Origin of the sequence: Nonomuraea guangzhouensis, from assembly GCF_019396345.1 — a bacterium.
Taxonomy (GTDB): Bacteria; Actinomycetota; Actinomycetes; order Streptosporangiales; family Streptosporangiaceae; genus Nonomuraea; species Nonomuraea guangzhouensis.
In genome coordinates, this window is sequence record NZ_JAHKRM010000008.1 from 111,465 (window position 1) to 133,749 (window position 22,285).

At 70.8% G+C, this 22,285-nt stretch carries 19 protein-coding genes; 7 read left to right on the forward strand and 12 right to left on the reverse strand.

Translation table 11 applies throughout. The features are described 5' to 3' along the window. Positions 1 to 33 precede the first annotated feature (33 nt). On the reverse strand, positions 34 to 576 hold the full coding sequence (locus KME78_RS17705; protein WP_308126992.1) for an aldo/keto reductase: 543 nt from the start codon (positions 574 to 576) through the stop codon (positions 34 to 36). 217 nt (positions 577 to 793) lie between these two features. Here KME78_RS17705 and KME78_RS17710 point away from each other — a divergent pair, with 217 nt between their 5' ends. Both KME78_RS17710 and KME78_RS17715 read left to right on the forward strand, forming a co-directional pair. After that, on the forward strand, positions 794 to 1,153 hold the full coding sequence (locus KME78_RS17710) for a MerR family transcriptional regulator (protein WP_214636989.1): 360 nt from the start codon (positions 794 to 796) through the stop codon (positions 1,151 to 1,153). Positions 1,154 to 1,188: 35 nt separating this feature from the next. Next, entirely contained in the window at positions 1,189 to 2,616 is a 1,428-nt protein-coding gene (locus tag KME78_RS17715; protein WP_219530179.1) for a penicillin-binding transpeptidase domain-containing protein, read from the forward strand. A gap of 7 nt (positions 2,617 to 2,623) precedes the next feature. On the opposite strand, the gene KME78_RS17720 is transcribed toward KME78_RS17715, so the two are convergent. Beyond that, positions 2,624 to 4,486 (reverse strand): ABC transporter ATP-binding protein, encoded by a 1,863-nt coding sequence (locus KME78_RS17720; protein ID WP_219530180.1) that lies wholly within the window; start codon positions 4,484 to 4,486, stop codon positions 2,624 to 2,626. A gap of 491 nt (positions 4,487 to 4,977) precedes the next feature. Here KME78_RS17720 and KME78_RS17725 point away from each other — a divergent pair, with 491 nt between their 5' ends. From KME78_RS17725 to KME78_RS17735, 3 genes are all read left to right on the forward strand, one after another. Next, on the forward strand, positions 4,978 to 6,273 hold the full coding sequence (locus tag KME78_RS17725; RefSeq protein WP_219530181.1) for an ABC transporter substrate-binding protein: 1,296 nt from the start codon (positions 4,978 to 4,980) through the stop codon (positions 6,271 to 6,273). 62 nt (positions 6,274 to 6,335) lie between these two features. After that, on the forward strand, positions 6,336 to 7,217 hold the full coding sequence (locus KME78_RS17730; RefSeq protein WP_219530182.1) for a carbohydrate ABC transporter permease: 882 nt from the start codon (positions 6,336 to 6,338) through the stop codon (positions 7,215 to 7,217). Next, the gene (locus KME78_RS17735) at positions 7,214 to 8,071 is read left to right on the forward strand and encodes a carbohydrate ABC transporter permease (protein WP_219530183.1); all 858 of its coding nucleotides are present in this window, start codon (positions 7,214 to 7,216) and stop codon (positions 8,069 to 8,071) included. Before KME78_RS17730 ends, KME78_RS17735 begins: the two co-directional genes overlap by 4 nt. 19 nt (positions 8,072 to 8,090) lie before the next feature. Here KME78_RS17735 and KME78_RS17740 read toward each other — a convergent pair whose 3' ends face one another. The 9 genes from KME78_RS17740 to KME78_RS17780 form a co-directional block, all read right to left on the reverse strand. Beyond that, entirely contained in the window at positions 8,091 to 9,110 is a 1,020-nt protein-coding gene (locus tag KME78_RS17740; RefSeq protein ID WP_219530184.1) for a 2-hydroxyacid dehydrogenase, read from the reverse strand. After that, positions 9,107 to 9,721 (reverse strand): histidine phosphatase family protein, encoded by a 615-nt coding sequence (locus KME78_RS17745; RefSeq protein ID WP_219530185.1) that lies wholly within the window; start codon positions 9,719 to 9,721, stop codon positions 9,107 to 9,109. The genes KME78_RS17740 and KME78_RS17745 overlap by 4 nt, the downstream gene beginning before the upstream one ends. After that, complete coding sequence (locus KME78_RS17750) at positions 9,718 to 11,241, reverse strand: FGGY-family carbohydrate kinase (protein WP_308126993.1); 1,524 nt, start codon at positions 11,239 to 11,241, stop codon at positions 9,718 to 9,720. The genes KME78_RS17745 and KME78_RS17750 overlap by 4 nt, the downstream gene beginning before the upstream one ends. Then, complete coding sequence (locus tag KME78_RS17755) at positions 11,238 to 12,728, reverse strand: FGGY-family carbohydrate kinase (RefSeq protein WP_219530186.1); 1,491 nt, start codon at positions 12,726 to 12,728, stop codon at positions 11,238 to 11,240. The genes KME78_RS17750 and KME78_RS17755 overlap by 4 nt, the downstream gene beginning before the upstream one ends. Beyond that, the gene (locus tag KME78_RS17760) at positions 12,728 to 13,963 is read right to left on the reverse strand and encodes a sugar ABC transporter permease (protein ID WP_219530187.1); all 1,236 of its coding nucleotides are present in this window, start codon (positions 13,961 to 13,963) and stop codon (positions 12,728 to 12,730) included. The genes KME78_RS17755 and KME78_RS17760 overlap by 1 nt, the downstream gene beginning before the upstream one ends. Continuing rightward, a complete protein-coding gene (locus KME78_RS17765; protein WP_246651273.1) occupies positions 13,960 to 14,751 on the reverse strand; it encodes an ATP-binding cassette domain-containing protein in 792 nt (263 codons plus the stop codon). The genes KME78_RS17760 and KME78_RS17765 overlap by 4 nt, the downstream gene beginning before the upstream one ends. A gap of 67 nt (positions 14,752 to 14,818) precedes the next feature. Continuing rightward, complete coding sequence (locus KME78_RS17770; RefSeq protein WP_219530188.1) at positions 14,819 to 15,919, reverse strand: ABC transporter substrate-binding protein; 1,101 nt, start codon at positions 15,917 to 15,919, stop codon at positions 14,819 to 14,821. A gap of 221 nt (positions 15,920 to 16,140) precedes the next feature. Then, positions 16,141 to 17,106, reverse strand: a complete 966-nt coding sequence (locus tag KME78_RS17775) for a sugar-binding transcriptional regulator (RefSeq protein ID WP_219530189.1) — start codon at positions 17,104 to 17,106, stop codon at positions 16,141 to 16,143. 487 nt (positions 17,107 to 17,593) lie between these two features. After that, positions 17,594 to 18,574: an ArsR/SmtB family transcription factor gene (locus KME78_RS17780; RefSeq protein WP_308126994.1), complete on the reverse strand. Its 981-nt coding sequence runs from the start codon at positions 18,572 to 18,574 to the stop codon at positions 17,594 to 17,596. Between the two features lie 112 nt (positions 18,575 to 18,686). On the opposite strand from KME78_RS17780, the gene KME78_RS17785 reads away from it, so the two are divergent. Continuing rightward, on the forward strand, positions 18,687 to 20,093 hold the full coding sequence (locus KME78_RS17785) for an MFS transporter (protein WP_246651275.1): 1,407 nt from the start codon (positions 18,687 to 18,689) through the stop codon (positions 20,091 to 20,093). On the opposite strand, the gene KME78_RS17790 is transcribed toward KME78_RS17785, so the two are convergent. After that, the gene (locus tag KME78_RS17790; protein WP_372454916.1) at positions 20,059 to 21,039 is read right to left on the reverse strand and encodes a LacI family DNA-binding transcriptional regulator; all 981 of its coding nucleotides are present in this window, start codon (positions 21,037 to 21,039) and stop codon (positions 20,059 to 20,061) included. The genes KME78_RS17785 and KME78_RS17790 overlap by 35 nt on opposite strands. Before the next feature lie 69 nt (positions 21,040 to 21,108). Here KME78_RS17790 and KME78_RS17795 point away from each other — a divergent pair, with 69 nt between their 5' ends. Next, positions 21,109 to 22,281, forward strand: a complete 1,173-nt coding sequence (locus tag KME78_RS17795) for an MFS transporter (RefSeq protein ID WP_219530190.1) — start codon at positions 21,109 to 21,111, stop codon at positions 22,279 to 22,281. The last annotated feature ends 4 nt before the right edge of the window (positions 22,282 to 22,285 follow it).

Sequence of the window (22,285 nt, forward strand, 5' to 3'; positions counted from 1 at the left end):
ACAACGTTGATCGTCTGAGCCACATGCTCGGGCTCAGCACGCCGCGTCCATCCGGGCGCGCAGTTCGTCGTCCAGCCGTACATCCGACGCGCCGATGGCCTCGTTGAGCTGGGCCATCGTGGAGACGCCGACGATCGGGACGTACCCGTCGGCCATGAGCCACGCCAGCACCACCTGGTTGAGCGTCGCGCCCACCTCCGCCGCCACCTCGCGCAGCACGGCCAGCCGCCGGGTGGTGCCCGGGTGGTGGTAAATCTCTGGAATCGGGCGGTCTGCCCGTGTGTAGGCGCCTGCCATCAACGTGTTGTAGACCCACAGCGTCACGTCGGGCTCGGCGCGTGCATACTCCAGCGTCTTGTCCGTCGCCAGCGTGTGGCCCGACTCGGCGAGCCGGGTGAGCGGTCGCGGGCGCAGGTAGGTGTGGCGGAGCTGCAGATATGTGTACGGCAGCCAGCCCTGCGCCGCCGACAGGTTCCTGGCCCGCTCGAGCCGCCAGGTGGCCAGATTGCCGGCGCCCGAGCTGCGGATCCTGCTCGGCCGGGCGAGATCGTCGAACGCTCCCAGAGTCTCTTCCACGGGGACGGAGCGGTCCTCGATGTGCGACCAATACACATCGATGTAGTCCGTCCTTAATCCAGGATGGCGAAGGTGTCCTTCTCGGCGACGGCGGTGCCGAACGCGATCGTGCCGAGTGCGATGTTCATGGCCACGACTGTGGAAGCTGGAGTTCGGTCCATGTCAAGTCGCTGAGATCGGTTGACCTGGAGTGGGCTCCAGGTGCGATGCTTCTGCCGTGAGCGTCTACACACCCGCCGAAGTGGTCGAGGAGACCGGCTTCACCCTGGACACGTTGCGCTATTACGAGAAGATCGGCCTGCTCGAACCCGTCGGCCGTAACGCGGCCGGGCAGCGCAGGTTCAGTGAGCAGGACGTGGGCTGGCTCGGCACGATCCGGTGCCTGCGTGACACCGGCATGCCGATCGCCGAGATGCTCCGCTTCGCCGATCTGGTCCGCGCGGGCGATCACACGATCCCGGACCGGATCAAGCTCCTGGAGGAGCACGACGGCCGCGTCCGGGAGCAGATCGCCAACCTCACCGAGCGGCAGCGCTACATCCAGAACAAGATCTCCTACTACCGCAGAGTCGTCTAGCCCTGCCTTGGGGGTCCGGTTGTTAGACCGGCACTATGGCCGGACCCAGGGCGAAACGGTTCAACATCCCACTGCGCCGCGTCGCCAGGATGTGCGCGGCGCTGCTGTTCGTGCTGCTGGCCGACATCACGCTCGTGCAGGGGTTCGGGGCGCGGGGGCTCAACGCCGATCCGCGCAACCAGCGCTCGGTCATCGCCAGGTTCGATCATCCGCGCGGCGACATCCTCACGTACGAGGGCTCGATCATCGCCACGAACCGGAAGACGGACGGCGAGGCGTACGCCTATCGCCGCGTCTACACCGACGGCGAACTGTACGCGCCGGTGACCGGGGACGCGTCGCTCAACCGGACCACGGGCATGGAGCAGGCCGCCGACGGCGTGCTGTCCGGCGACGACCCGAGGATCCAGGTCCGCTCGCTGGTCGGGCACGGCAGCGCCCAGGGCGCCGCGGTCCGGCTCACGATCAGCGAGCGCGCGCAGTGGGCCGCGTACGAGGGGCTCAGGGCGGCGGGCCGGCCGGGCGCCGCGGTCGCCATCAACCCGGCGACCGGCGCGATCCTCGCCCTGGCCAGCTACCCGTCGTACGACCCGAACGTCTACACCACCACCGACCTCGCCGAGCTGGCTGATACGGACCGGCGGCTGCGCGGTGACCCGGGCAGGCCGCTGCTCAACCGGGCGGTGAACCAGAGTTACCCGCCGGGCTCGGCGTTCAAGCTGGTCACCGCGGCCGCCGCGCTGTCGTCGGGCGAGTACACACCCACCTCGCGGGTCGACGGCCCCGCCCGGCTGCGTTTCCGCGGTGGCACGGTGGCCGGCCTGCCCGGCTCCGGGCTCTGCGGACAGGCCCATCCGACGCTGCCGGACGCCTTCCGGTCCTCCTGCGACGCCGCCTTCGCCGGCATCGGCCTCCAACTGGGGCAGGACATCCTGCGCGACCAGGCGGAGGCGTTCGGCTTCAACGCCGGCGACCTCACCATCCCGTTGCGGGTCACCGCCAGCACCTATCCCCTGAACATGAACCGGGCCCAGACCGCCCTGTCGGCCATCGGCCGCTACCACGACCGGGCCACTCCGCTGATGATCGCCATGCTGTCGGCCGCCGTCGCCAATCACGGCGTCCTCATGCGCCCGTACCTGGTGGAGGATGTACGGCTGCCGGACGGCTCGCTCATCGACCGGGCCAACCCGACGCCGTACCGGGTGACCATGCCGGCCACCCTGGCCAGGCAGCTCACGTCGATGATGCTCACGGCGCCCGGCGGCGGCTCCGGGACGGCGGCCTCGACCCGGGGAGTGGCGGTGGCGGCCAAGTCGGGGGCGGCGCAGGATCACGCGCTCTTCACGGGGTTCGCCCCGGCGGACCGGCCGGAGGTGGCCGTGGGTGTGGTCGTGGAACACGCCGCTCCGTCCGCCGCCGGTCCCATCGCCCGCGCCGTCCTGGAGGCCGCTCTCTCCTAGCGGGCCGCTACCGATAGGCCGAGGCCTGCAGGGTGTAGAGGTCGGCGTACAGGCCGTTGAGCGACATCAGGGCGGCGTGGTCGCCGTGCTCGATGACCTTGCCGTGGTCGAGCACGTAGATGCGGTCGGCGTAGCGGACGCTGGCCAGCCGGTGGGTGATCAGCAGGACCGTGCGTCCGTCGGAGTGGCCGCGGATGCGTTCGAACAGGGCGTGTTCGGCGCGGGCGTCGAGGGCGGCCGTGGGCTCGTCGCAGATGAGCAGGGCCGCGTCGCGGTGGAAGCCGCGGGCGACCGCGATGCGCTGCCACTGGCCGCCCGACAGCTCGTGGCCGTCCTTGAAGCGCCGGTCGAGCAGCGTGCGGTAACCGTGGGGCAGCTCGGCGATGACCTCGTCGGCGCCGGCCACCGAGGCCGCCGCGTGCAGGGCTGGCTCGCCCTTGTCGGTGCCCATGGTGATGTTGTAGCGGGCGGTGAGCGGCCAGCGGGTGTGGTCCTGCGCGATGACCGCGGTGCGCAGCCGGAGCTCCTCGGGGTCGACGTCGCGCAGGTCGAGGTCGTCCCAGAGGACCGCGCCGCTGTCGGGTTCGTACAGGCCGGACAGGATCTTGGCGAGGGTGGTCTTGCCCGAGCCGTTCTCGCCGACGAACGCGATGACCTCGCCCTGCTTGATCTCGATGGAGACGCCGCGCAGCGCGGGCTCGTCGGCGCCTGGGTAGGTGAACGTGGCATCCGAGACGGAGATCCGCTGGAAGCTCGACGGGGCGGCGGCCGGTCGGGGGCCGGGCAGACGGTGTTCGGCGTCGGCGCAGAACTCCAGGAAGTCGGTGAAGTAGAGGCCCTCCTCGTAGAGGTGGTTGGTGGCGAACATCAGGTTGGACAGCGACACCTGGCCCGTCCTGATCGCCAGCACGGCGGTGCCCGCGACGGCCAGCGGGATCGCGGCGATCGCGAGCAGGATGCCGAGCGCCAGGTAGACCAGGCCGCTGCCGAGCCCGCCCAGCGCCTCGCCCACGAGCCGGGCCCACATCTGCCGCTTGGCCAGGCTGAGCATCACCTGCTGCTCGGCCCGCGCCACCGCGTCGTACATGCGCAGCAGGAAGCCGCGCATGGTGAAGGAGCGGACCTCGGCGGCGGGCTCGCGGTCGGCCAGTAACTCGGCGATGATCCACTTGCGCCGGACGGCCGGGATGAGCGAGTAGAGCGTCGTGTAGCGCATCTTGGCGCTGCGTACGGCGGCCCACGCGTCGGGCAGCACGGCCAGCAGGAGCAGCGGCAGCAGCACTGGGTGGAGCACGCTCAGCACCCCGGCCACGGCGGCGATGCCGACCGCGGCGGTCACGACGTTGATGGCCGAGGAGACCACGGAGTCGGCCATGGCCACGCCGCGCAGCCGGGCCCGCTGGAGCGCGTCGTGGAACTCCGGATCGTCGAAGGCCACCAGGGCGACCCGGCTGGTCAGGTCGTAGAGGCGCTCCTCGGTCTGCCGCGTCACCTGCGGGTCGAGGCGGGCCTGCGCCCAGCCGGCGCCCGCCTGCATCGCGGTGCGCAGCCCCGCGGCGGTGGCCACCATGATCAGGCTGGGCACGGCGGCCATCACCCGGTCGGGCGTCGGCCCCTCCTGGAAGAGCGCGCCCAGCACGCCGGTCGTCGCCAGCAGCCCGAACGCGGTGAACACGCCGCCGAGCAGGTTGAGCGCGACCGTCGCCACAGTGTCGCGCGGGCTGGCCTCCCAGGCCATCCGCATCGCCTGGACCACGAGGGACGGCAGCCGCTTCGCGATGGCGAGGAAGCCGACCTCGGCCATCTTGTCGGTGTGGGCGTGCCAGTCGGAGGCGGAGACCTCGCCGAGTTCGAGGGGCTCGTCGGCCATACAGAGAGTGTGCCCGCCGGGTACGACAGTTCTCGCTTTATTTTGCTGCCTGGGCGCGGGGTGGTTGGAGACCTGAGCACTCTTCTACGTCTGCATACAGGGCTGCACATACCTCTCTACACATCACCGCCGTCACGCGATTACATCCTCGAATGGCCATCTCGACGCATGTGGCTTCCGGCCTGGCTGTCTAGCGTTCTGCATGTGATCGGCCACTCATCGTGGCCGGATCCGCCGGGGCGTCGCGTGTCCATGCGGGGCTAGGCCTCCTCGGAGGGGTGGGGGCCCGGCTCCGGACGCGTGACAGCGGGCTCGAGCCGCGCAGGGCTCGGGCCCGCCCACCGCCGGCCGATCGCCGCGCGCTCGGCGGCTGCGTATGCGGACCTGTTATCAGCACATGCCTTGACGGCTCCGAGTGCGAAGTGGGTTGATTGCCCTACTGACAACGTTGTCAACCTTCACCACTCGGGGTTTCGAAGGGACGGTGTGCGATGCGACGACGGTGGTTAGCGGCCGTCGCGATCACTATGGCGAGCGTGCTCGGCCTGGCCGGCTGCGGTGGTAGCGGCGGCGGAACGGCCAGCCCGCAGGCCACGGGTGGCGGCGACAAGAAGCAGGTCGAGGTGTTCTCCTGGTGGACAGGGCCGGGTGAGGCCGACGGCCTGAAGGCGATGCGGGAGATCTTCGAGAAGCAGAACCCGAACTACACCTTCTTCGACGCGGCGGTCGCGGGTGGCTCCGGCGACAAGGCCAAGGCGTTGCTGCAGTCGAAGCTTCAGGCGGACACCCCGCCGGACACCTTCCAGGGTCACGCGGGTGCCGAGCTGCAGGGCTACATCAAGGCCGGTGACCTGGAAGACCTCAACGCCCTCTATGACGAGCTGAAACTGAAGGACGTTTTCCCCTCCCAGCTCATCGACCAGATCAGTGTGGACGGCAAGATCTACTCGGTGCCGGTCAACATCCACCGGTCGAATGTGCTGTGGTTCAACCCGAAGGTGTTGAAGGACGCGGGGATCGCGGCCGCGCCCAAGTCGGTGGACGAGTTCATCGCCGACCTCGGCAAGGTCAAGGCCAAGGGCAAGATCCCGCTGTCCATCGGCTCGGAGTGGACCGTGGTGCACCTGATGGAGAGCGTGCTGCTCGGCTCGCTCGGCACCGACGCCTACAACGCCCTGTTCAAGCCGGGCGCCAACTGGGGCAGCCCCGAGGTGAAGAAGGCGCTGGACAGCTTCAAGACGATCATGACGTACGCGGGCGACCCGCAGGACGACTGGCAGCCCGCGGCCAAGCAGGTGGCCGACGGCGAGGCCGCGTTCAACGTCATGGGCGACTGGGCCTACGGCTACTTCCACAACCCGCCGGACGGCGGCCTGGGCAAGAAGTCGAAGGAGGACTTCGACTGGGCGCCCTCTCCCGGCACCGAGGGCACCTACCTGTGGCTGTCGGACAGCTTCACGCTCCCCAAGGGCGCGAAGAACCGTGACGGGGCCCTCGCCTGGCTCAAGGTCGCGGCCAGCAAGGAGGGGCAGGACGCCTTCAACCCGAAGAAGGGCTCCATCCCCGCCCGCAAGGACGCCGACCAGTCGCTCTACACCGACTACCTGGCGGACGCTCTGAAGGACTGGTCGAGCAACAAGCTGGCCGGCTCCATCCAGCACGGAGTGTCGGTGAACCAGCCGTGGCTGGCCTCGATCACCGAGGCGGTCGGCCTGTTCATCGGCAGCAAGGACGTCGCGGCCCTGCAGAAGGGGCTCGTGGACGCCGCGGCGGCCAACGCTCAGTAAGTCAGTCATCCGGGTACGGCAGGCGTTTTCGCGCCTGCCGTACCTTTTGGAGGGAATGAGTTGTGAGGCGGGCACGCACCTGGCTGCCTGGGTTACTCCTCGTCACGCCGTCCATCATCGCGATCGGCGTGTTCGTGTACGGCATGCTGGGCTGGAACTTCCGGCTGGCCATGACCGACAAGCACGACGAGGTGTCCGAAGGCAAGTTCGTCGGGCTGAAGAACTTCGTCGATATCTGGGACCTGCCGCGATGGCACATCTCGGTGCAGCACACGATCATGTTCACGCTGGTGTTCGTGCTGGGTGCGCTGGTGCTCGGCTGGTTCCTGGCGTTTCTCATGGAGAAGGGGATCAGGGGCGAGGGCACGTTCCGGGCCATCTACCTGTTCCCGATGGCCATCTCCTTCGTGGCGACCGGCATCGTGTGGCGGTGGCTGATGAACTCGGGGATGGAGCAGCGGGCGGTCGGGCTGAACCGGCTGTTCGACTGGATCGGGCTGCCGCAGTGGCAGTGGTTCCGGGATCCGGACTGGGGGATGGCCGCGATGGCTCTCCCGGCAGTCTGGCAAATGTCCGGATATGTCATGGCACTGTTCCTGGCGGGCTTCCGTGGCGTGCCGGAGGAGCTGCGTGAGGCGGCGCGCGTCGACGGGTGCAACGAGTGGGGTGTTTACCGGTACGTCGTGCTGCCGATGCTCCGGCCCGTGACGCTGTCGGCGCTGATCATCCTCGGGCACATCTCGCTCAAGGTGTTCGACCTGATCGTGGCGGTGTCGGGCAAGCAGATCATCACCGACGTGCCCGCCGTGTTCATGTGGGTGGCGGTGTTCGACTCGCACGATCCGGCCAAGGGCGCCACGATCGCCTCGTACATCGTGCTCAGCGTGGCCGTCTTCGTCATCCCGTACCTGATCTGGTCCGTACGTAAGGAGAGGCGTTCATGACCGCGGTCATCGGGCGGAGGCGGGTGTCCACCGGGGTACGCCTCGCCCTGTTGATCGCCTTCGTGGTGATCTTCCTGATCCCGATCTACGTCCTCCTGGTCACCAGCTTCAAGCCGCTCACCGAGGCGGATCCGAGCCAGGCGTGGAACCTGCCGCGGACCTGGACCTTCGAGGCGTGGCGGGTGGCGTGGGAGAAGCTGGCCCCCGGCCTGTGGAACTCCGTCCTGCTGGCCGTGCCGGGCTCGCTGCTGTCGTGCGTGCTCGGCTCCCTGAACGGCTACGTGCTGTCGAAATGGCGCTTTCCGGGCGCGGACCTGCTGTTCACGCTGTTCCTGTTCGGCATGTTCATCCCGTACCAGGGGGTGATGATCCCCCTGGTGCAGCTGCTGGTGAACCTCAACGAGCTGACCGGGCTGCAGGGCGTCTTCTACGGCGGCATCCCGGGGCTGACGCTGGCGCACGTGGTCTACGGCATCCCGATCTGCACGCTGATCTTCCGCAACTACTACGTCACCATCCCCGACGAGCTCATCGAGGCGTCGCGGGTGGACGGCGCGGGGATGCTGCGTACGTACTGGTCGGTGGTGCTGCCGGTGTCCACGCCGGCGATCGCGGTGGTGATCATCTGGCAGTTCACCTCGATGTGGAACGACTTCCTGTTCGCCGTCTTCCTCACCGGGCCGACGAGCTGGCCGACGACCGTCATGCTCAACAACATCGCCGGCGCCCAGGCCACCCCGTACAGCCAGCAGATGGCGGCGGCCATCCTGGCGTCGGTGCCGACGATGCTGATCTACGTGCTGCTCGGCCGGTTCTTCATGCGCGGGCTGATGGCCGGCGCGCTCAAGGGATGAGCCATCAAGCGATGGAGCCTCAAGAGATAAGTGCGGCCGGGTTCGCCCAGTGCTTGAGCGGCTCCTTGCGAACGTAGCGGGCCACGTCCCCGGCGACGATCGTGGCGGCGTTCATGGCCGTCTCCTTGCTGGCGCCGGCCAGGTGCGGGGTCATGACCAGGTTCGGGGTCGTGAGGAGCCGCGACCCCGCCGGGATGGGCTCCTCGGGGAAGACGTCCATCGCGGCGCCGAACAGGTGGCCCGAGTCCAGCGCGTCGCACAGGGCGTCGTAGTCGAGCAGCGAGCCGCGCGCGCAGTTGACGATGACGGACCCGGCGGGCATCGCGGCGATCTGCGGTGCGCCGATCATGCCGATGGTCTCGGGGGTGGCCCGCGCGTGCAGGGAGAGGAACCGGGAGCGTTCGAGCAGCTCAGCCAACTCCACCTGTCCTGAGATTTCCACGTACGGGTCGTAGACCAGGACCTCCGCGCCGAAGCCCTCCAGCATCCGGGCCACCCGGCGGCCGATCGCGCCGTAGCCGATCAGGCCCGCCGTGGCGCCCTCCAGCTCGGGCCCGACGTTGTCGTAGGTGTAGTAGTCGCCCCGCCAGACGCCGCCCGCCAGGTCGGCGTGCGTCTGGGGGATGCGGCGGGTGGCGGCGAGGAGCATGGCCAGCGTGTGCTCGGCGGTGGCCACGGCATTGCGGCCCGGCGCGAACGTGACCGCGACCCCGGCCTCGGAGGCCGCGTCCAGGTTGGCGTTGACCGGGCCGCCCCGGCTCACGCAGAACAGCTTGAGCTCCGGGCACGCGTCCAGCACCCGCTTCGTCAGGGGGGCCATCTGGGTCACGCAGACCTCGACACCGCGCAGCGCCTCGATCAGCTCGTCCTCCACGTCGGACGCCTCATCGACCTCGCCCACCCGGCCGAACGGCACCACCGGCCACGGCAGCGTGAGCTCGCGGATCTCCACGTCGCCGGGAACCTCGCGCCTGATGGCGTCGATGAAGAGGCGGTTCTGGACGAAGTGGTCGCCGGCGGCGAGGACTCGGATGGTCAACGAAGAGCTCCAATCGGGGAGTTGTACCGCAGGATCGCCACCTGGCCGTCCCGCGGGCGGATCTCTGTGATGGCGCAGTTGTCCAGGCGCGGGAAGAGCCGCCGGTACTCGCCCAGCGGCACGCCCATGAGCCGGCACAGCGCGATCCTGATGATGGTCGTGTGCGCGACGACCATCACCCGGTCGTCCGGATGGGCCGCGGCGATGTCCCGCAGGCACTCGGTGAACCGGTCGGCCGCCAGCTTCGGGTCCTCGCCGCCCGGCAGGGGGTTCACGGCGGGGTCGGCCTCGAAGGCGGCACGGGCCTCGGGGAACCGCTCGCGCATCTCCGTTGCGGTCAACCCCTCGCCCTGGCCGAAGTCGAGCTCCCGCAGCCGCCCGTCCACCCGCGGCTCGACACCCGCCGCCTCGGCGCTGGCGGCGGCGGTGAGCCGCGCCCTGCTCAGGGTGGACGCCCAGACGGCCGACAGCCCGGCCCGGGCGGCCCAGGAGGCCAGCTGCCCGGCCTGGTCGTGGCCGCGCGGCGTCAGCTCGATGTCGCTGAGCCCGGCGTAACGGTTCTCGGCATGCCAGACGGACTCTCCGTGGCGCACCAGTGCGATGTGGGTCATGGTGCGGTCCTCTCACGGGCGTGGCCGGCGGCGCTCTCGGGCAGCCAGCCGCGTCTCTCCAGTTCTGCGACAAAGCGTAGATATGCCTCGTCCAGGCGGGGCCCGGCAGGGTCGACGACCTCGCGGGTGCGGATCATCCTGGCCGGGTCGCCCGCGTCTCCCGCCGCGAGTACGGCCATGCCGAGCGCGGGCTCGGCGTTCTCCCGCAGCGTGACGGGACGCCCGAGGACGTCGGCGCGCAGCCGGGTCCAGTAGGCGCTCCTGGTGGCTCCGCCGGTCAGCACGATCTCGCCGTCCACCGGGGCACCCAGCAGGTCGAGGTAGTCGAAGCAGAGCCGCTCGACGAACGCCGCGCCGCGCAGGATCGCGACGTAGCGCTCGACGTCGTCGGCGGGATCGCCGAGCGTGAACCCCTCGGCCTCGGGCGCGACGAACGGGAACCGCTCCCCGCGCGACACGAGCGGATAGGTGACGGCCGGCTCGCCGGCGGTCCCGGCGGTGCCGGGCGTGCCACGGCCGGTGGCGGCGATGTCGCGGGTGACGGCGGGGCCGACATGGGCGGCGGCGTGGCCGAAGCGGGTGGCGGCCTGGGCGCTGAGCGCGTCGAGGTCGCGGCCCGCGAACTCGCGGGTCAGCACCCCCGCGCCCGTGCTCGACGCGCCACCCGGCAGCCACGAGCCGTCCGGCGCGCGGTGCGAGTAGACCACGCCCAGCGGGTCGTGGATCAGCTCCCTGGTCACGCCCTTGAGCACCAGGGTGGTGCCCATGACGGAGTTCCAGCTGCCCGGCGTCATGGCTCCCGCGCCGAGCTGCGCCGCGCATCCGTCGGTGGTCCCGGCGATCACCGGGGTGCCGGCCGGGATGCCGGTGATCGCGGCCGCCTCGGCGCAGACCGTGCCGAGCGTGCTGCCCGGCCGTACGACGCCGGGCAGCGTCCCGGTGGGCACGCCCAGCTCGTCGAACACCTCGTACGGCCACCGCTCGTCGATCAGGTCCACGCCGGTCTTGAGCGCGTTGCCCAGGTCGGTGGCCACCTCATGCCCGACCAGGCGCCGGTTCACGAAGTCGTTCTGATGGGCCGGTCGCGCACCGGGCGGGGCGTCACGCAGCAGCCACAGCAGCTTGGGAAGCGCCCAGTTGGCCTGCATGCGCTGGTAACCCAGCCGCTCCCAGACGGCCGCCCCGGCCGAGTTGACCCGCTCCACCTCGGCCGTCGCCCGCCGGTCGTCGTACATCAGCCCGGGGGTCAGCGCCTGCCCGTCAGGGCCGGTGAGCAGGATCGTGCCGGAGGTCGCGGCCACGGCGACCCCGCGGATCCGCTCCGGCGGCACGTCGCGCAGCGCCTCGGTGGTGGCGGCGGCGAGCTCGCGCCACCACTGCTCCGGGTCCTGCTCGTGCCGGGGCCCGTCACGGTGGCTGGTCAGCGGCCTGCTCGCCGAGCCGAGCAGCTCGCCGGAGTCCGTGACGGCCATCGCCCGGACGCTCTGCGTGCCCAGGTCCACTCCGATCCAGACACTCACGCGCGACCCCGCTTTCGGCGGCCGCGCATCTCCGCCAGCAGGGGCCACGATCGGGCGCTGGTCTCGCGCAGGGCGAGGAAGTCCCGGTAGGCCGTGTCGTACGCGCCGGGCTCGGGTCGTACGGCGTCGCGCAGCCGTACATGCTGCTCGGCCGCGGCCTCGATGCCGGTGGCCGCACCCGTGGCGACCAGGCCGACCAGGTAGGCGCCTCGGGCGCCGACCTCGGCGTCGCCCGATCTGAAGACCGGCAGGCCGGTGACGTCGGAGATCATCCGCAGCCAGAGCGCGCTGGCCGAGCCGCCGCCGCACACCCGCAGCTCGTGCGGCCGGTCGCCGGAGGCGGCCAGGCAGTCCTGGATGACGAGCGTGAGTCCTTCGAGCACGGCGCGGGCGACGTGCTCGCGCCCGTGCTCGAAGGACAGGCCAAGGAAGGCGCCCCTGGCCAGCGGATCGGAGAACGGCGCGCGCTCGCCGGCGGGGGAGAAGTACGGCTGGAACGACAACCCGCTCGCGCCCGGCGGGCCGGTGGCGGCGAGTTCGCCCAGCTCGGCCGGGCCGTCCAGGCCGAGCAGGCGGCAGGCCCACTGGAGGACCTCGGTCCCGGCGAAGGTGGGGAAGGCCCGCAGGTAGCCGCCGGGCATCGCGATCGTGATGCCGACGGGCTCGCCGTCCAGGTCGGGCCGTTCGACGACGGTCTCCGTGCAGAGCGTGGTGCCCAGGATGCTGCACGCCTGGCCGGCGCCCACGGTGCCGGCGCCGAGCGCGGTGGAGGCGATGTCGTAGGGCGCCATCACGACCGGCGTCCCGGCGGGCAGCCCGAGCAGTTCGGCGGCCTCGCGCGTCAGCCCGCCCACCCGGCGGCCGTCGTCGCGGAGCTCGGGCAGCAGGTGCTCGGCCCATTCCAGGCCGAACATGGCCAGCAGGGCGGGGGAGTAGGCGCGGGTGCGCAGGTCCATGAAGGGGGCCGAGCCGTCGGACTCGTCGGCGGCGAACTCGCCGGTCATCCGGGAGAAGATCCAGCCGCCGCACGACAGGTTGGCGGCCGAGCGGGCCAACCGGTCGGGGTCGTGCTCGTTCAGCCAGGTCAGGATCGCGTGGGGGAGCCCGGAGGCGGCGGAGGAGCCGTTGACGCGGAAGGCTTCGGCGGCCAGGCCCGAGCGGTTCCAGCCGTCGACCGTCGCGGCGGCCCTGCCGTCGTTCCACAGGATCGCCGGACCGGTGGGCCGGCCCGACGCGTCGATCAGCCAGCAGCCGTCGCCCTGCGCGGTCACGGCGACGAAGTCGGGCGCGGAACCGAGCTGGGCCGCCACGCCGCGGACCGTGTGCGCGACCGCGTCCCAGACGGAGTCCATGTCCTGCTCGGTCTGGCCGGGGGCGGGCCGGGAGACGCTGGTCCCGTGCCGGACGACGGCCGCCTCGGCGCCCGTCTCGTCGTACCCCACGGCCTTGATCACCGTGGTCCCCGCGTCGACGCAGATGACCGCCATCAGGCGCGTCCGTGGGAGGTCCGCGACTTGCGGGCGATCGAGTCGACGACGACCGCGAGCAGCAGGACGATGCCCGTGACCATGAACCGGATGGAGGAGTCGAGGTTGAGCAGCGTCAGCCCGCTGGAGATCGACTGGATGACGATGATGCCGAGCAGCGCGCCGAAGGCGGTGCCGCGCCCGCCGAACAGGCTCGTCCCGCCGATCACGGCCGCGGCGATGGCGTTGAGGTTGACGTCGCCCGCGCCGCTGCTCTGGTTCGCCGCCGCCAGCCGGGCCGCGGCCAGGATGCCGCCCACCGCCGCGAACGTCGAGCAGAGCACGAAGACAGAGGTGTAGACGGCCTTGACGTTGATGCCCGCCCGGCGCGCGGCTTCCACGTTGCCGCCGACCGCGTAGACGGCCCGGCCCCACTTCGTACGCGACAGCATGTAGTGCATGATCAGCACGAGGCCCACGAAGAACATGAACATCCAGCCCACGCCGCGGGTCTGCCCGAGGTAGTAGACGACGAAGGCCAGCACGGCCAGCAGCGCCACGCTCCTGATGAGCAGCGTGGACAGGTTCCTGGCCGACAGCCCGGCGCGCCGCCGCTCCTGGGCGTGCAGGTAGCCGCTGGCGAACAGCCAGATGGCCGCGATCACCGCGAAGCAGTACGACAGCCACGGCGGCACGAAGTCGAGCTGCGCGAAGTTCACCAGGCCCGAGTCGAACGGCAGGTTGATCGAGCCCTTGCTGCCCAGCACGTACAGCTGCAGCCCGAGGAAGGCCAGCAGCCCGGCCATCGTGATGACGAAGCTCGGCACCCCGAACCGGTTGAACAGCTGCGCGTACACCCAGCCGATCACCGCGCCCATGATGACCGCGGCCAGGATGGCCAGCCACACCGGCAGCCCGTTGCTGACGAACAGGACGGCGAGCACGGCTCCCGACAGGCCGCTGACCGAGCCGACCGACAGGTCGATCTGGCCGACCAGCAGCACGCAGACGATGCCCAGCGCGATGATGCCGACCGCGGCCGACTCCAGCGTGAGGTTCACCAGGTTCGCGCTGGACAGGAAGATCGGGTTGAGGATCTGCAGCACCGTCCAGATGACGATGAGCCCCACCACGACGGGGATCACGCCGAGGTCGCCGCCGCGGGCCCGCTCGAGCACGTCGGCGATCGCGCCGCGCAGCCCTTCGCGCCCGCTCAGCCGCTCGTCCTGGCGGTCCGTGGTGAGCGTGCTGTTCATGAGGGGAGCCCTTCCTTGCGGCGCGCCTGGCGCTGGGAGACCGCATTGTCGGTGGCGCCGGTGATGGCGGCGATGATCTCCTCGGTGGAGACCGCGCCCACGTCGAACACCCCGTTGTTCCGGCCGAGCCGGAGCACCGCCACGGTGTCGGCCACGGCCTGCACGTCGGCCATGTTGTGGCTGATCATGATGACGCCGAGGCCGTTCTCGCGGAGCCGCTCGACCAGGTTGAGCACCTCCGCCGTCTGGGCGACGCCCAGGGCGGCGGTCGGCTCGTCGAGGATGATCACCTTGGGATCGCCGAGCAGCGACCTGGCGATGGCCACCGTCTGCCGCTGGCCGCCGGAGAGCGCGGCGACCGGCACGCGGACGCTGGGGATCTTCGCGGAGAGCTGGCGGAGCAGCTCCCAGGAGCGGGTCTCCATCGCCACGTCGTTCAGCCGGAGCGGGCGGACCTCCTGACCCAGGAACAGGTTCTGGATCACGTTGAGGTTCTCGCACAGCGCGAGGTCCTGGAAGACGGTGGCGATGCCGAGCTTGTGCGCCGCCGCCGGCGTCGGGATCTGGATCTCCCGCGACTCGAAGGTGATCGTCCCCGAATCGGGCGGGTGCACCCCCGACAGGATCTTGACCAGCGTCGACTTGCCCGCGCCGTTGTCGCCGACGATGGCCATGACCTGACCGGCCGCGACATCGAGCTCGATGTCGGTCAGCGCGGCGACCGCGCCGAACGTCTTGCTGATCCCCCGCAGGGACAGCACGCTGTCCGCTTGCTCTGTAGGCGACAAGACGGCTCCTCCCTCGCCCTACTCGATTCGTTGAGCCCTACTTGATTGAGCCTTGCTTGAGGACCCGCTACTTGATGCCGAGCTCGGCGCAGCCCTTGGCGTACTCGCCGGTGCACGCTTCGGCGGCCTTCATGATGCCGCTCTGGAACAGCACCTCATTGATGTTCTCCTTGGTCACGACCGTGGGGACGAACAGCTGCGAGGGGGTGTTGTAGAGCGTGGTCTTGCCCGCGGGCTTCTTGCCCTGCATGAACTGGTAGGCGACGTCGGCCGACGCCTCCGCCACGATCTTGATCGGCTTGGAGATCGTGTTGTACTGGTCGCCGGCGATGATCCGCTGGGCGGCGGCCAGCTCGGCGTCGTTGCCCGTGACCGGCGGCACCTTCACACCGGCCGCCTTGAACGCGGCGATCGCGCCGCCGCCGGTGCCGTCGTTGGCCGCGACCACGCCGGCGATCTGGTCCTTGAACTGCGTGATCTGGCCGCTGACCCAGGTCTGCGCCTTCTCCGGCTGCCAGTCGGGGGTGTCGTACTCGGCCAGCAGCTTGAAGCCGCTCGGGTCGATCGCGCTGTGGATGCCCTTCTTGATCAGGCCGGCCGCCGCGTCCGTGGGCGAGCCGTTGACCTCCAGGATGCCGCCCTTGGCGTTCTCCTTCTTGAGGTGGTCGACCAGGGACTGGGCGATCATGTTGCCGATCTTCTCGTTGTCGAACGAGATGTAGTAGTCGGCGGGCGTGGCCGGGACCGGCCGGTCGTAGGCGATGACCGGGATCTGCTGCGACTGCGCCGTCTTGACGATCGTGGCCGCGGCCGCCGAGTCGACCGGGTCGATCACGATGGCCTTGACGCCCTGGGCCATCGCCGAGTTGGCCTGTTGCTGCTGCTTGGCGGCGTCGGAGTCGGCGTTCTGGTAGATGACCGTGCAGCTCGGGCAGAGCTGCTTCATCTTGGCCTCGAAGAGCGGCTTGTCGGCCAGCTCGTACCTGGTGGAGGCGAGGTCGGGCATGAGGAAGGCCACCTTGGCGTTCTCCGCGCCGCCTCCGCCGCCGCTGCTGCTGCTGGAGCCGCTGTCACCGCCGGTGGAACCGGAGCCGCAGGCGGCCAGCGCCGACCCTGCGATGACGACAACCGCGGCGAACGCGGAGGTCCGCATCTGAACTCTCTTCACGGGTTCTTTCCTCACTCGCTACGTCCTCACGGACTCGCTGATCGCGTCGCTCCCCCGAAACACCACGGGAGACATGTCACTCACAACCGGTCACGTCCTGTGGTGCGGCTCACGCTAGCGCGAGTTCAGAATAATTGTCCAGCAAAAATGTTCAGGGCAGGTGCCTGGTTTTGGTCAAGAAGTAGTCGTTTGCCGTTCGTCTGTGGTTCGTCGGGTGTTCGTCAGGAACGCCGGGCCGCGGCGAGGAGGCCCTCGGCGGTCAGGACATCGGTGACCAGCTGGTTGAAGTAGCCGCCCCGGGCGCCCGCGATGATGGACAGCACCTTCTCGGCGCCCACCGCGACCGCGATCGACGTCGGGATGCTGCGTAGTTGCTGCAGGCCGGGGGCCACCAGGCGCTCGCTGCCCGGGTAGGAGACCGGCTCCCCCGCACGGTTGTACACCCGCATGCAGACATCGCCCACGGCCTCGCGCAGGCTCTCCGCGTCACGAGGCATGAACGCGGGCACGACCTGCCGCATCAGCGGCGCGGAGCCGACGCCGACGATGGCGCACTTGGCGTGCGCCCACAGGTCCATGACCTTGCGCACCGACGGCTCGTGCTGAAGGGAGTAGAACAGTTCGGGTCCCGGCAGCGCGGGCGCGTACAGGTAACTGGGCACGCCGCCGACGCGTTCGGCCAGGATGCGGGTGGTCTCGTTGGTCTGGAACCACGGCTGCGGCTCCTCCTGGCCGCCCACGGCCGGCGCGATCGTGACGCCGGGGAACTGCCCGAGGCCCTCGCGCGCGCACTCGTAGACCGTGCTGCCGGACGAGACCAGCACCACGTCGCCCGACTCCAGCCCGACCCCGGCCAGGGCGCGGGCCAGCCCGGGAGCCAGCCAGGGACCCAGCGCCGGGCCGCTGACCTTGGGGACCAGGTGCACGCGCTTCAGCCGGAGCGCCTCGGCCACCTCGGCGGCCAGGGGGCCCTCCTCGAGGGTGGCGGGCCGGTGCACCCGGATCTCGACGATGCCCTGCCTGCGGGCCTCGGTGAGCAGCCGGCTCACGGTCGCCCTGCTGACGCCCAGCCGTTTGGCGATGTCGGCTTGGGTGGCGTCATCGAGGTAGTACTGCGACGCCGCCGCGTACATCAGATCGTGCGGGAAACGGGCCTGCGCCTCCGGCGCGTCCTCGGCGGCCTTCATGCGCGCACTCCCTCGGCCTGAACACTTGTGCTGGACGGATGTGACTATACCTCCGCGTCCTCCGGCTGGACGGCTATCAAGCTCGCCGAACAAAAATCGCCCCAGGGGCAACGTCCCACCGATCGGCCCGTGCTGCCGCTGATCGGTTGAGGTCCTTTCTGGCTGAGCGGGCCGTGTCTCAGGCCCCCACCGTCTTGCCCCACGGGCGCGGCGGGCCGGATGGGGCCGTATCGGGGCGATCGCGCTCCCGCTGCGGTCGCTCGGGCTGCCTTCTTGGGGCCCTTTCGCTCCGGCCATGGGGCGGGAACGTAGCCGGTGACCGTGCGCGCGTCACGGCGGGGTGGTGGCGCGGCCGGTGAGCGTGACCCTGGAATGTCGTCCGCGCACGACGGCGGATGGGCCTTCCCGTGCTTGCCGTACAGGATGGTGGGGGTTTGCGGAGAGCATCACAAGTGGCCGGTGACCAGCGCAGGGTTTGTGGAGAGCGTCACAAGTTGCCGGCGACGAGCGCGTCGCCGAGCGGAGTGCGGGCGTACAAGACGGTGCGGCCTGTGCGGGTGCCTGTGATGAGGCCGGTGCCGCGTAGGGCGGCCAGGTGGCCGCCGGTGGTGCCGAGGCTGTGCCCGAGCAGGGCGGCGAGGTGGGTGGTGGTGGCGGGCACGGCGAGCTCGGTGAGGATGCGGGCGCGGGTGCGGCCGATCAGCACCGCCAGGCCCGCGCCCGTCACGGGCGGCTCGGCGCCCGTGCCACGGGCCGGGTACGTGAGCGCGTACGGCCAGGCGTCCTCCAGGTAGGCGCCCACGCGGGGCACGAACGCCGACGGCAGGAACAGCAGCCCCTTGCCGCCCAGCCGGCGCCGCTCCTCGCCCTTGCCCATCCGGACCTCGATGTACCCGTCGCCGTGCCACCGGACCTGCTCGCTCAGGTCGTCGAGCGCCGCCGCCCAGCCGTACGCCGCCAGCCGGCCCGCCCGCTGCACCACGTCGCGTTCCAGGATCGCCTGGAAGCGCGGCCAGTCCTTGGACAGGATCTCCGTCCACAGCGCCTCATAGGCGTCGGCCAGCACCTGGACGACGTCGGGGCCGAGCAGCAGCGCCCTGGTCCACTCCGGCACGGGCGGCCGAGCGGCCAGGACGGTGGCGATCTCCGCGTGCGCCTGCCCGACCGGCGTGGTGCGCATGGTGGCCAGCTCGGTCTCGAACGGCACGCTCATCCCGGCGGGCGGCGGGGCGATGAAGTCGACGTTGGCGCTGCCCTTGTTGCCGGTGATCGCCGCCAGGGCGCGCAGTGCCGGATGGTGGTCGACCAGCTTCTTGTACGGTTCGCGCCACTTGTCGGCCCAGCGGCGATGCGCGCCCGCCGCGGTGCGGCCTTCGATCACCCACTGCGCGTGCATGGTCTCGATCAGCGGCGAGATGGCGAACCGGCTGGCCACCATGTCCTGCGGAGTGACCTCGATCCTGAACACCTTTCGTTTATATCCGAAAGTGTCGCCTCCGCCGGGAGCGTTCCCGCAGCATCGTGTCCGGCGGTCCCGAGGCCTCCCTTCGGGATCGCCCTTTCTTACGTGGGGGTGCGGGTTGACGGAGCGTGGAGCCACCTTCGGGCAGGTGTTCGCGGTGCGGGAGTTCCGGGTGCTGTTCGGCAGTTTCGCGCTGCTGATCTCCGGTGACTCGATCAAGATGCTGGCGCTGTCGGTGCTGGTGTACGCGGAGACGGGGTCGCCCGGGCTCTCGGCCGCGGCGTACATGGCCGGCTGGCTGCCGTACATCGTGGGCGGGATGTTCCTGCTCTCCTTGGCCGACCGGCTGCCGCCTCGGGCGGTGATGGTCGTGGGGGAACTGGTCAGGGTGGTGGTCTGCCTGCTGCTGGCCTTCGCCGGGTTGTCGGTGCCGGTGATGCTCGGGCTGGTGCTGGTGACGGGGCTGTTCGCGCCGGTGTTCGGGGCGGCGCGGAGTGCGTTGCTGCCTGACGTGCTGCCTGGGGACGCGTTCGTGCTGGCCCGGTCGCTGATGGGGGTCACGTCGGCGAGCGCCCAGATCGCGGGGCTCGCGGTCGGGGGCGCCTTCCTGGCGATGGCGGGACCGCGCGGGGCGCTGGCGGTCACGGCGGCGCTCTCGGCGGTGGCCGCCTTGGTGCTCCGGTACGGCCTGCCGTACCGGCCCGCCCGAGGCGCGGCAACGCACGGGACGCCCACCGCTCGTGACACGCCCTCAGATGGCGTGCCCTCGTACGACACGGCTGCCCAGGACGCCGTTGGGCGTGCGGTGGTGCGCGGTGGAGCGGTGCGGGTGACGTTGCGGGTGAATCGGTTGCTGCTGGTCGATCGGCGGGTGCGAGGGCTGCTGCTGGCGAGTTGGTTGCCGTGTATGTGCCTGGCGGGGGCCGAGGCGATGATCGTGCCCTATCTGGGTGGGCAGGGGCAGGCGGGGGTGGTGCTGGCGTTGGCGGCGGGTGGGATGGCGGTCGGCGAGTTCGGTGTGGGGCGGTTCGCGGCTCCGGTGCTCAGGGAGCGGTTGTCGCTGCCGCTGGCGGTGCTGGTCGGGCTGCCGTGGCTGGCGTTCCTGGCGGCGCCCGGCGTGGCGTGGGCGGCGGTGATCGCCGCCGTGGCCGCCGCCGGGCTGTCCTACCAGCTTGGGCTGCAGCGGCGCTTCGTCGAGTCGGTGCCGGAGGAGGTGCGCGGGCAGGCGTTCGGGCTGCTGTCGGCCGGGCTGATGACCGGGCAGGCGATCGGTGCGGCGGCGATCGGCGCCCTGAGCGAGTCGATCGGCCCGGGACCGGCCATCGTCGCGGCGGGCCTCGCGGGCGTCCTCGCCGCCCTGGCCCTGTCAGGCACCCTACGCCCGGACGCCCGCCCGGTCTCAGGCGGAGACGCTCCATTCGTGTCTGGCGGAGACGGCCGGTCGGCCGCCGTTCATTCGGAGATCACGCGTGCGGATGCGGCCCCGGAGGTCACGGAGACAGTTCGCCCGAGCCCCGGGGGATGAGGCGCACCGGCAGCTGGACGTGCTCCGACGGCCCGCCGTCCCCGGACAGGCGGCGGAACAGCAGTTCGGCGGCCACCCGCCCCATCCCGGCCGGGTCCTGCGCCACCACCGTCACCCCGGGCGACAGCAGGTCGGCCAGTTCGAAGTCGTCGAACCCGATCAGCCCCATCCGCCGCCCGCCGAGCGCGCGCAGCGCGGTCACGGTGAGACGGCCGTTGCCGGTGAACAGGGCGGTCGGCGGCGAGTCGAGTGCCAGCATGCGCTCCAGGTCCGTACGGACCGTCTCGGGCGTGGGGGCGCGCATCGCCACCAGCCGGGGGTCGAAGAGCTGGCCGAGGGCCGAGCGGTAGCCCGCCAGCCGCTCGGCCGCGGTGAAGATCGACGGATGGTCGCCGAGCATGGCGATCCGGCGGTGGCCGTGCGCCAGGAGGTGGCCGACGGCCTCCATGGCGCCGCCCGCGTTGTCGCTGAGCACGGTGTCGACGTCCAGCCCGGGCCCGGGCGGCCGGTCCGCGAACACCGCGGGCGTCCCGGCGTCGAGCTCGGGGCGCAGGTAGGAGTGGTCGTCACCGGCGGGCACCACGATCAGCCCGTCGACCCGGCGGGCGCAGAACGTGCGGACCAGCTCGCGCTCCCTGGCCGGCTTCTCGCCGGACGAGCCGCTCAGCAGCAGGCAGCCCTCGACGATGGTCACCTCCTCGACAGCCCGGCTCAGCCCCGCGTAGAACGGGTCGGCGACGTCCTCGATGACCAGTCCGACAGTCGCGGTGCGGCCCCTGCGCAGCACTCTGGCGCTCTCGTTGCGGCTGTAGCCCAGCCGCTCGATGGCCTCGCGCACCCGTTCGGCCGTCGCCGGATTGACGCCCGGCTCGCCGTTGACGACGCGCGAGACCGTCTTGAGCGCCACGCCGGCGGCCAAGGCGACGTCCTTCATCGTCGGTCTCACTCTTGGATCCTTTCCCATGTAGGACGGCCAGACAACGTTGTCAGAGCGTTATGCGAGAGTAGGGGTTCTATGTCCCTGAGATCCGCACTGCTCGTCGCCGGGTTCGTGCTGGCCGCGCTGAACCTGCGGCCCGCGATCGCCGGCATCTCCCCGCTCCTCGACGAGATCATGAAGGACGTCGGCCTCACGCCCGCCGGCGGTGGCGGGATCACCACGGTCATGGTGGTCTGCCTGGGCGTGTTCGGGCCGATCGCGCCGCTGCTCGCGCGCCGGATCGGGCTGGACCGTACGCTACTCGCCGGGCTCCTCGTGCTGGCCGCCGGCGTGGTGCTGCGCGGCCTCGACGGCGTCCCCACCCTCTACGCGGGCTCGGCGATCGCGGCGGTCGCCATCGCCGTGATGAACGTGGCCATGCCCGGCATCACCAAGCAGTACTTTCCCGACCGGGTCAACCTGATGACCGGCGTCTACAGCTCCGCGATCGTGGGCGGCGCCGCGACCGCCTCGGCGCTGGTGATCCCCATCGAGCACGCCACGGGCTACGGCTGGCGCGGCGTCTCGGCGCTGATGGCCGTACCCGCGCTGCTGGCCGCCTTGCTGTGGCTGCCGCAGGCGCTGCGCGGGCAGGCGGGGCCGCAGAACGGGCCGCGGCCGTTCGGGGTGGTGCTGCGCAGCCGGGTGACCTGGTACGTGACCGCGTTGATGCGCCTGCAGTCGCTCACCTTCTACGTGATGCTGGCCTGGCTGCCGACGATCTTCCACGACGCCGGGCTGCCCGCGGACCAGGGCGGCTACCTGCTCAGCGTGACGAACCTGGTCCAGGTGGGCGCCACGCTCGCGGTGCCGATCCTGGCCGGGCGGCGGCCGTCGCAGGTGCCGTTCGTGATGGGGGCCGGGCTGATGACCGTGGCCGGATACCTCGGCATGCTGCTGGCCCCGGTCGCCGCGCCGTGGCTGTGGATGGTCGTGCTCGGCATCGGGCAGGGCGCCTCGTTCGCGCTGGCGCTGCTGCTGATCGCGCTGCGTGCGCCCGACCCGGCGTCGGTGACCGCGCTCTCGTCGGTCGCGCAGTCGGTGGGGTACGCGGTGGCCGCGTTGGGGCCGGTGCTGTTCGGGCTGCTCAGGCAGGTGTCCGGCGGGTGGACGGTGCCCTTGCTGGCGGGGCTCGGGGCGCTGGGGGCGCAGTTGCTGGCCGGCTGGTTCGCCGGGCGCCCTGCTACGGTTGGTAAGGCTTACCGGTAGCGGA

What these genes read in the sequence shown, in the direction of transcription:
- KME78_RS17715 (WP_219530179.1), top strand. Translation starts at nt 1,189, where the DNA reads ATGGCCGGACCCAGGGCGAAACGGTTCAACATCCCACTGCGCCGCGTC.
- KME78_RS17720 (WP_219530180.1), bottom strand. Translation starts at nt 4,486, where the DNA reads ATGGCCGACGAGCCCCTCGAACTCGGCGAGGTCTCCGCCTCCGACTGG.
- KME78_RS17725 (WP_219530181.1), top strand. Translation starts at nt 4,978, where the DNA reads ATGCGACGACGGTGGTTAGCGGCCGTCGCGATCACTATGGCGAGCGTG.
- KME78_RS17735 (WP_219530183.1), top strand. Translation starts at nt 7,214, where the DNA reads ATGACCGCGGTCATCGGGCGGAGGCGGGTGTCCACCGGGGTACGCCTC.
- KME78_RS17745 (WP_219530185.1), bottom strand. Translation starts at nt 9,721, where the DNA reads ATGACCCACATCGCACTGGTGCGCCACGGAGAGTCCGTCTGGCATGCC.
- KME78_RS17755 (WP_219530186.1), bottom strand. Translation starts at nt 12,728, where the DNA reads ATGGCGGTCATCTGCGTCGACGCGGGGACCACGGTGATCAAGGCCGTG.
- KME78_RS17760 (WP_219530187.1), bottom strand. Translation starts at nt 13,963, where the DNA reads ATGAACAGCACGCTCACCACGGACCGCCAGGACGAGCGGCTGAGCGGG.
- KME78_RS17775 (WP_219530189.1), bottom strand. Translation starts at nt 17,106, where the DNA reads ATGAAGGCCGCCGAGGACGCGCCGGAGGCGCAGGCCCGTTTCCCGCAC.
- KME78_RS17795 (WP_219530190.1), top strand. Translation starts at nt 21,109, where the DNA reads ATGTCCCTGAGATCCGCACTGCTCGTCGCCGGGTTCGTGCTGGCCGCG.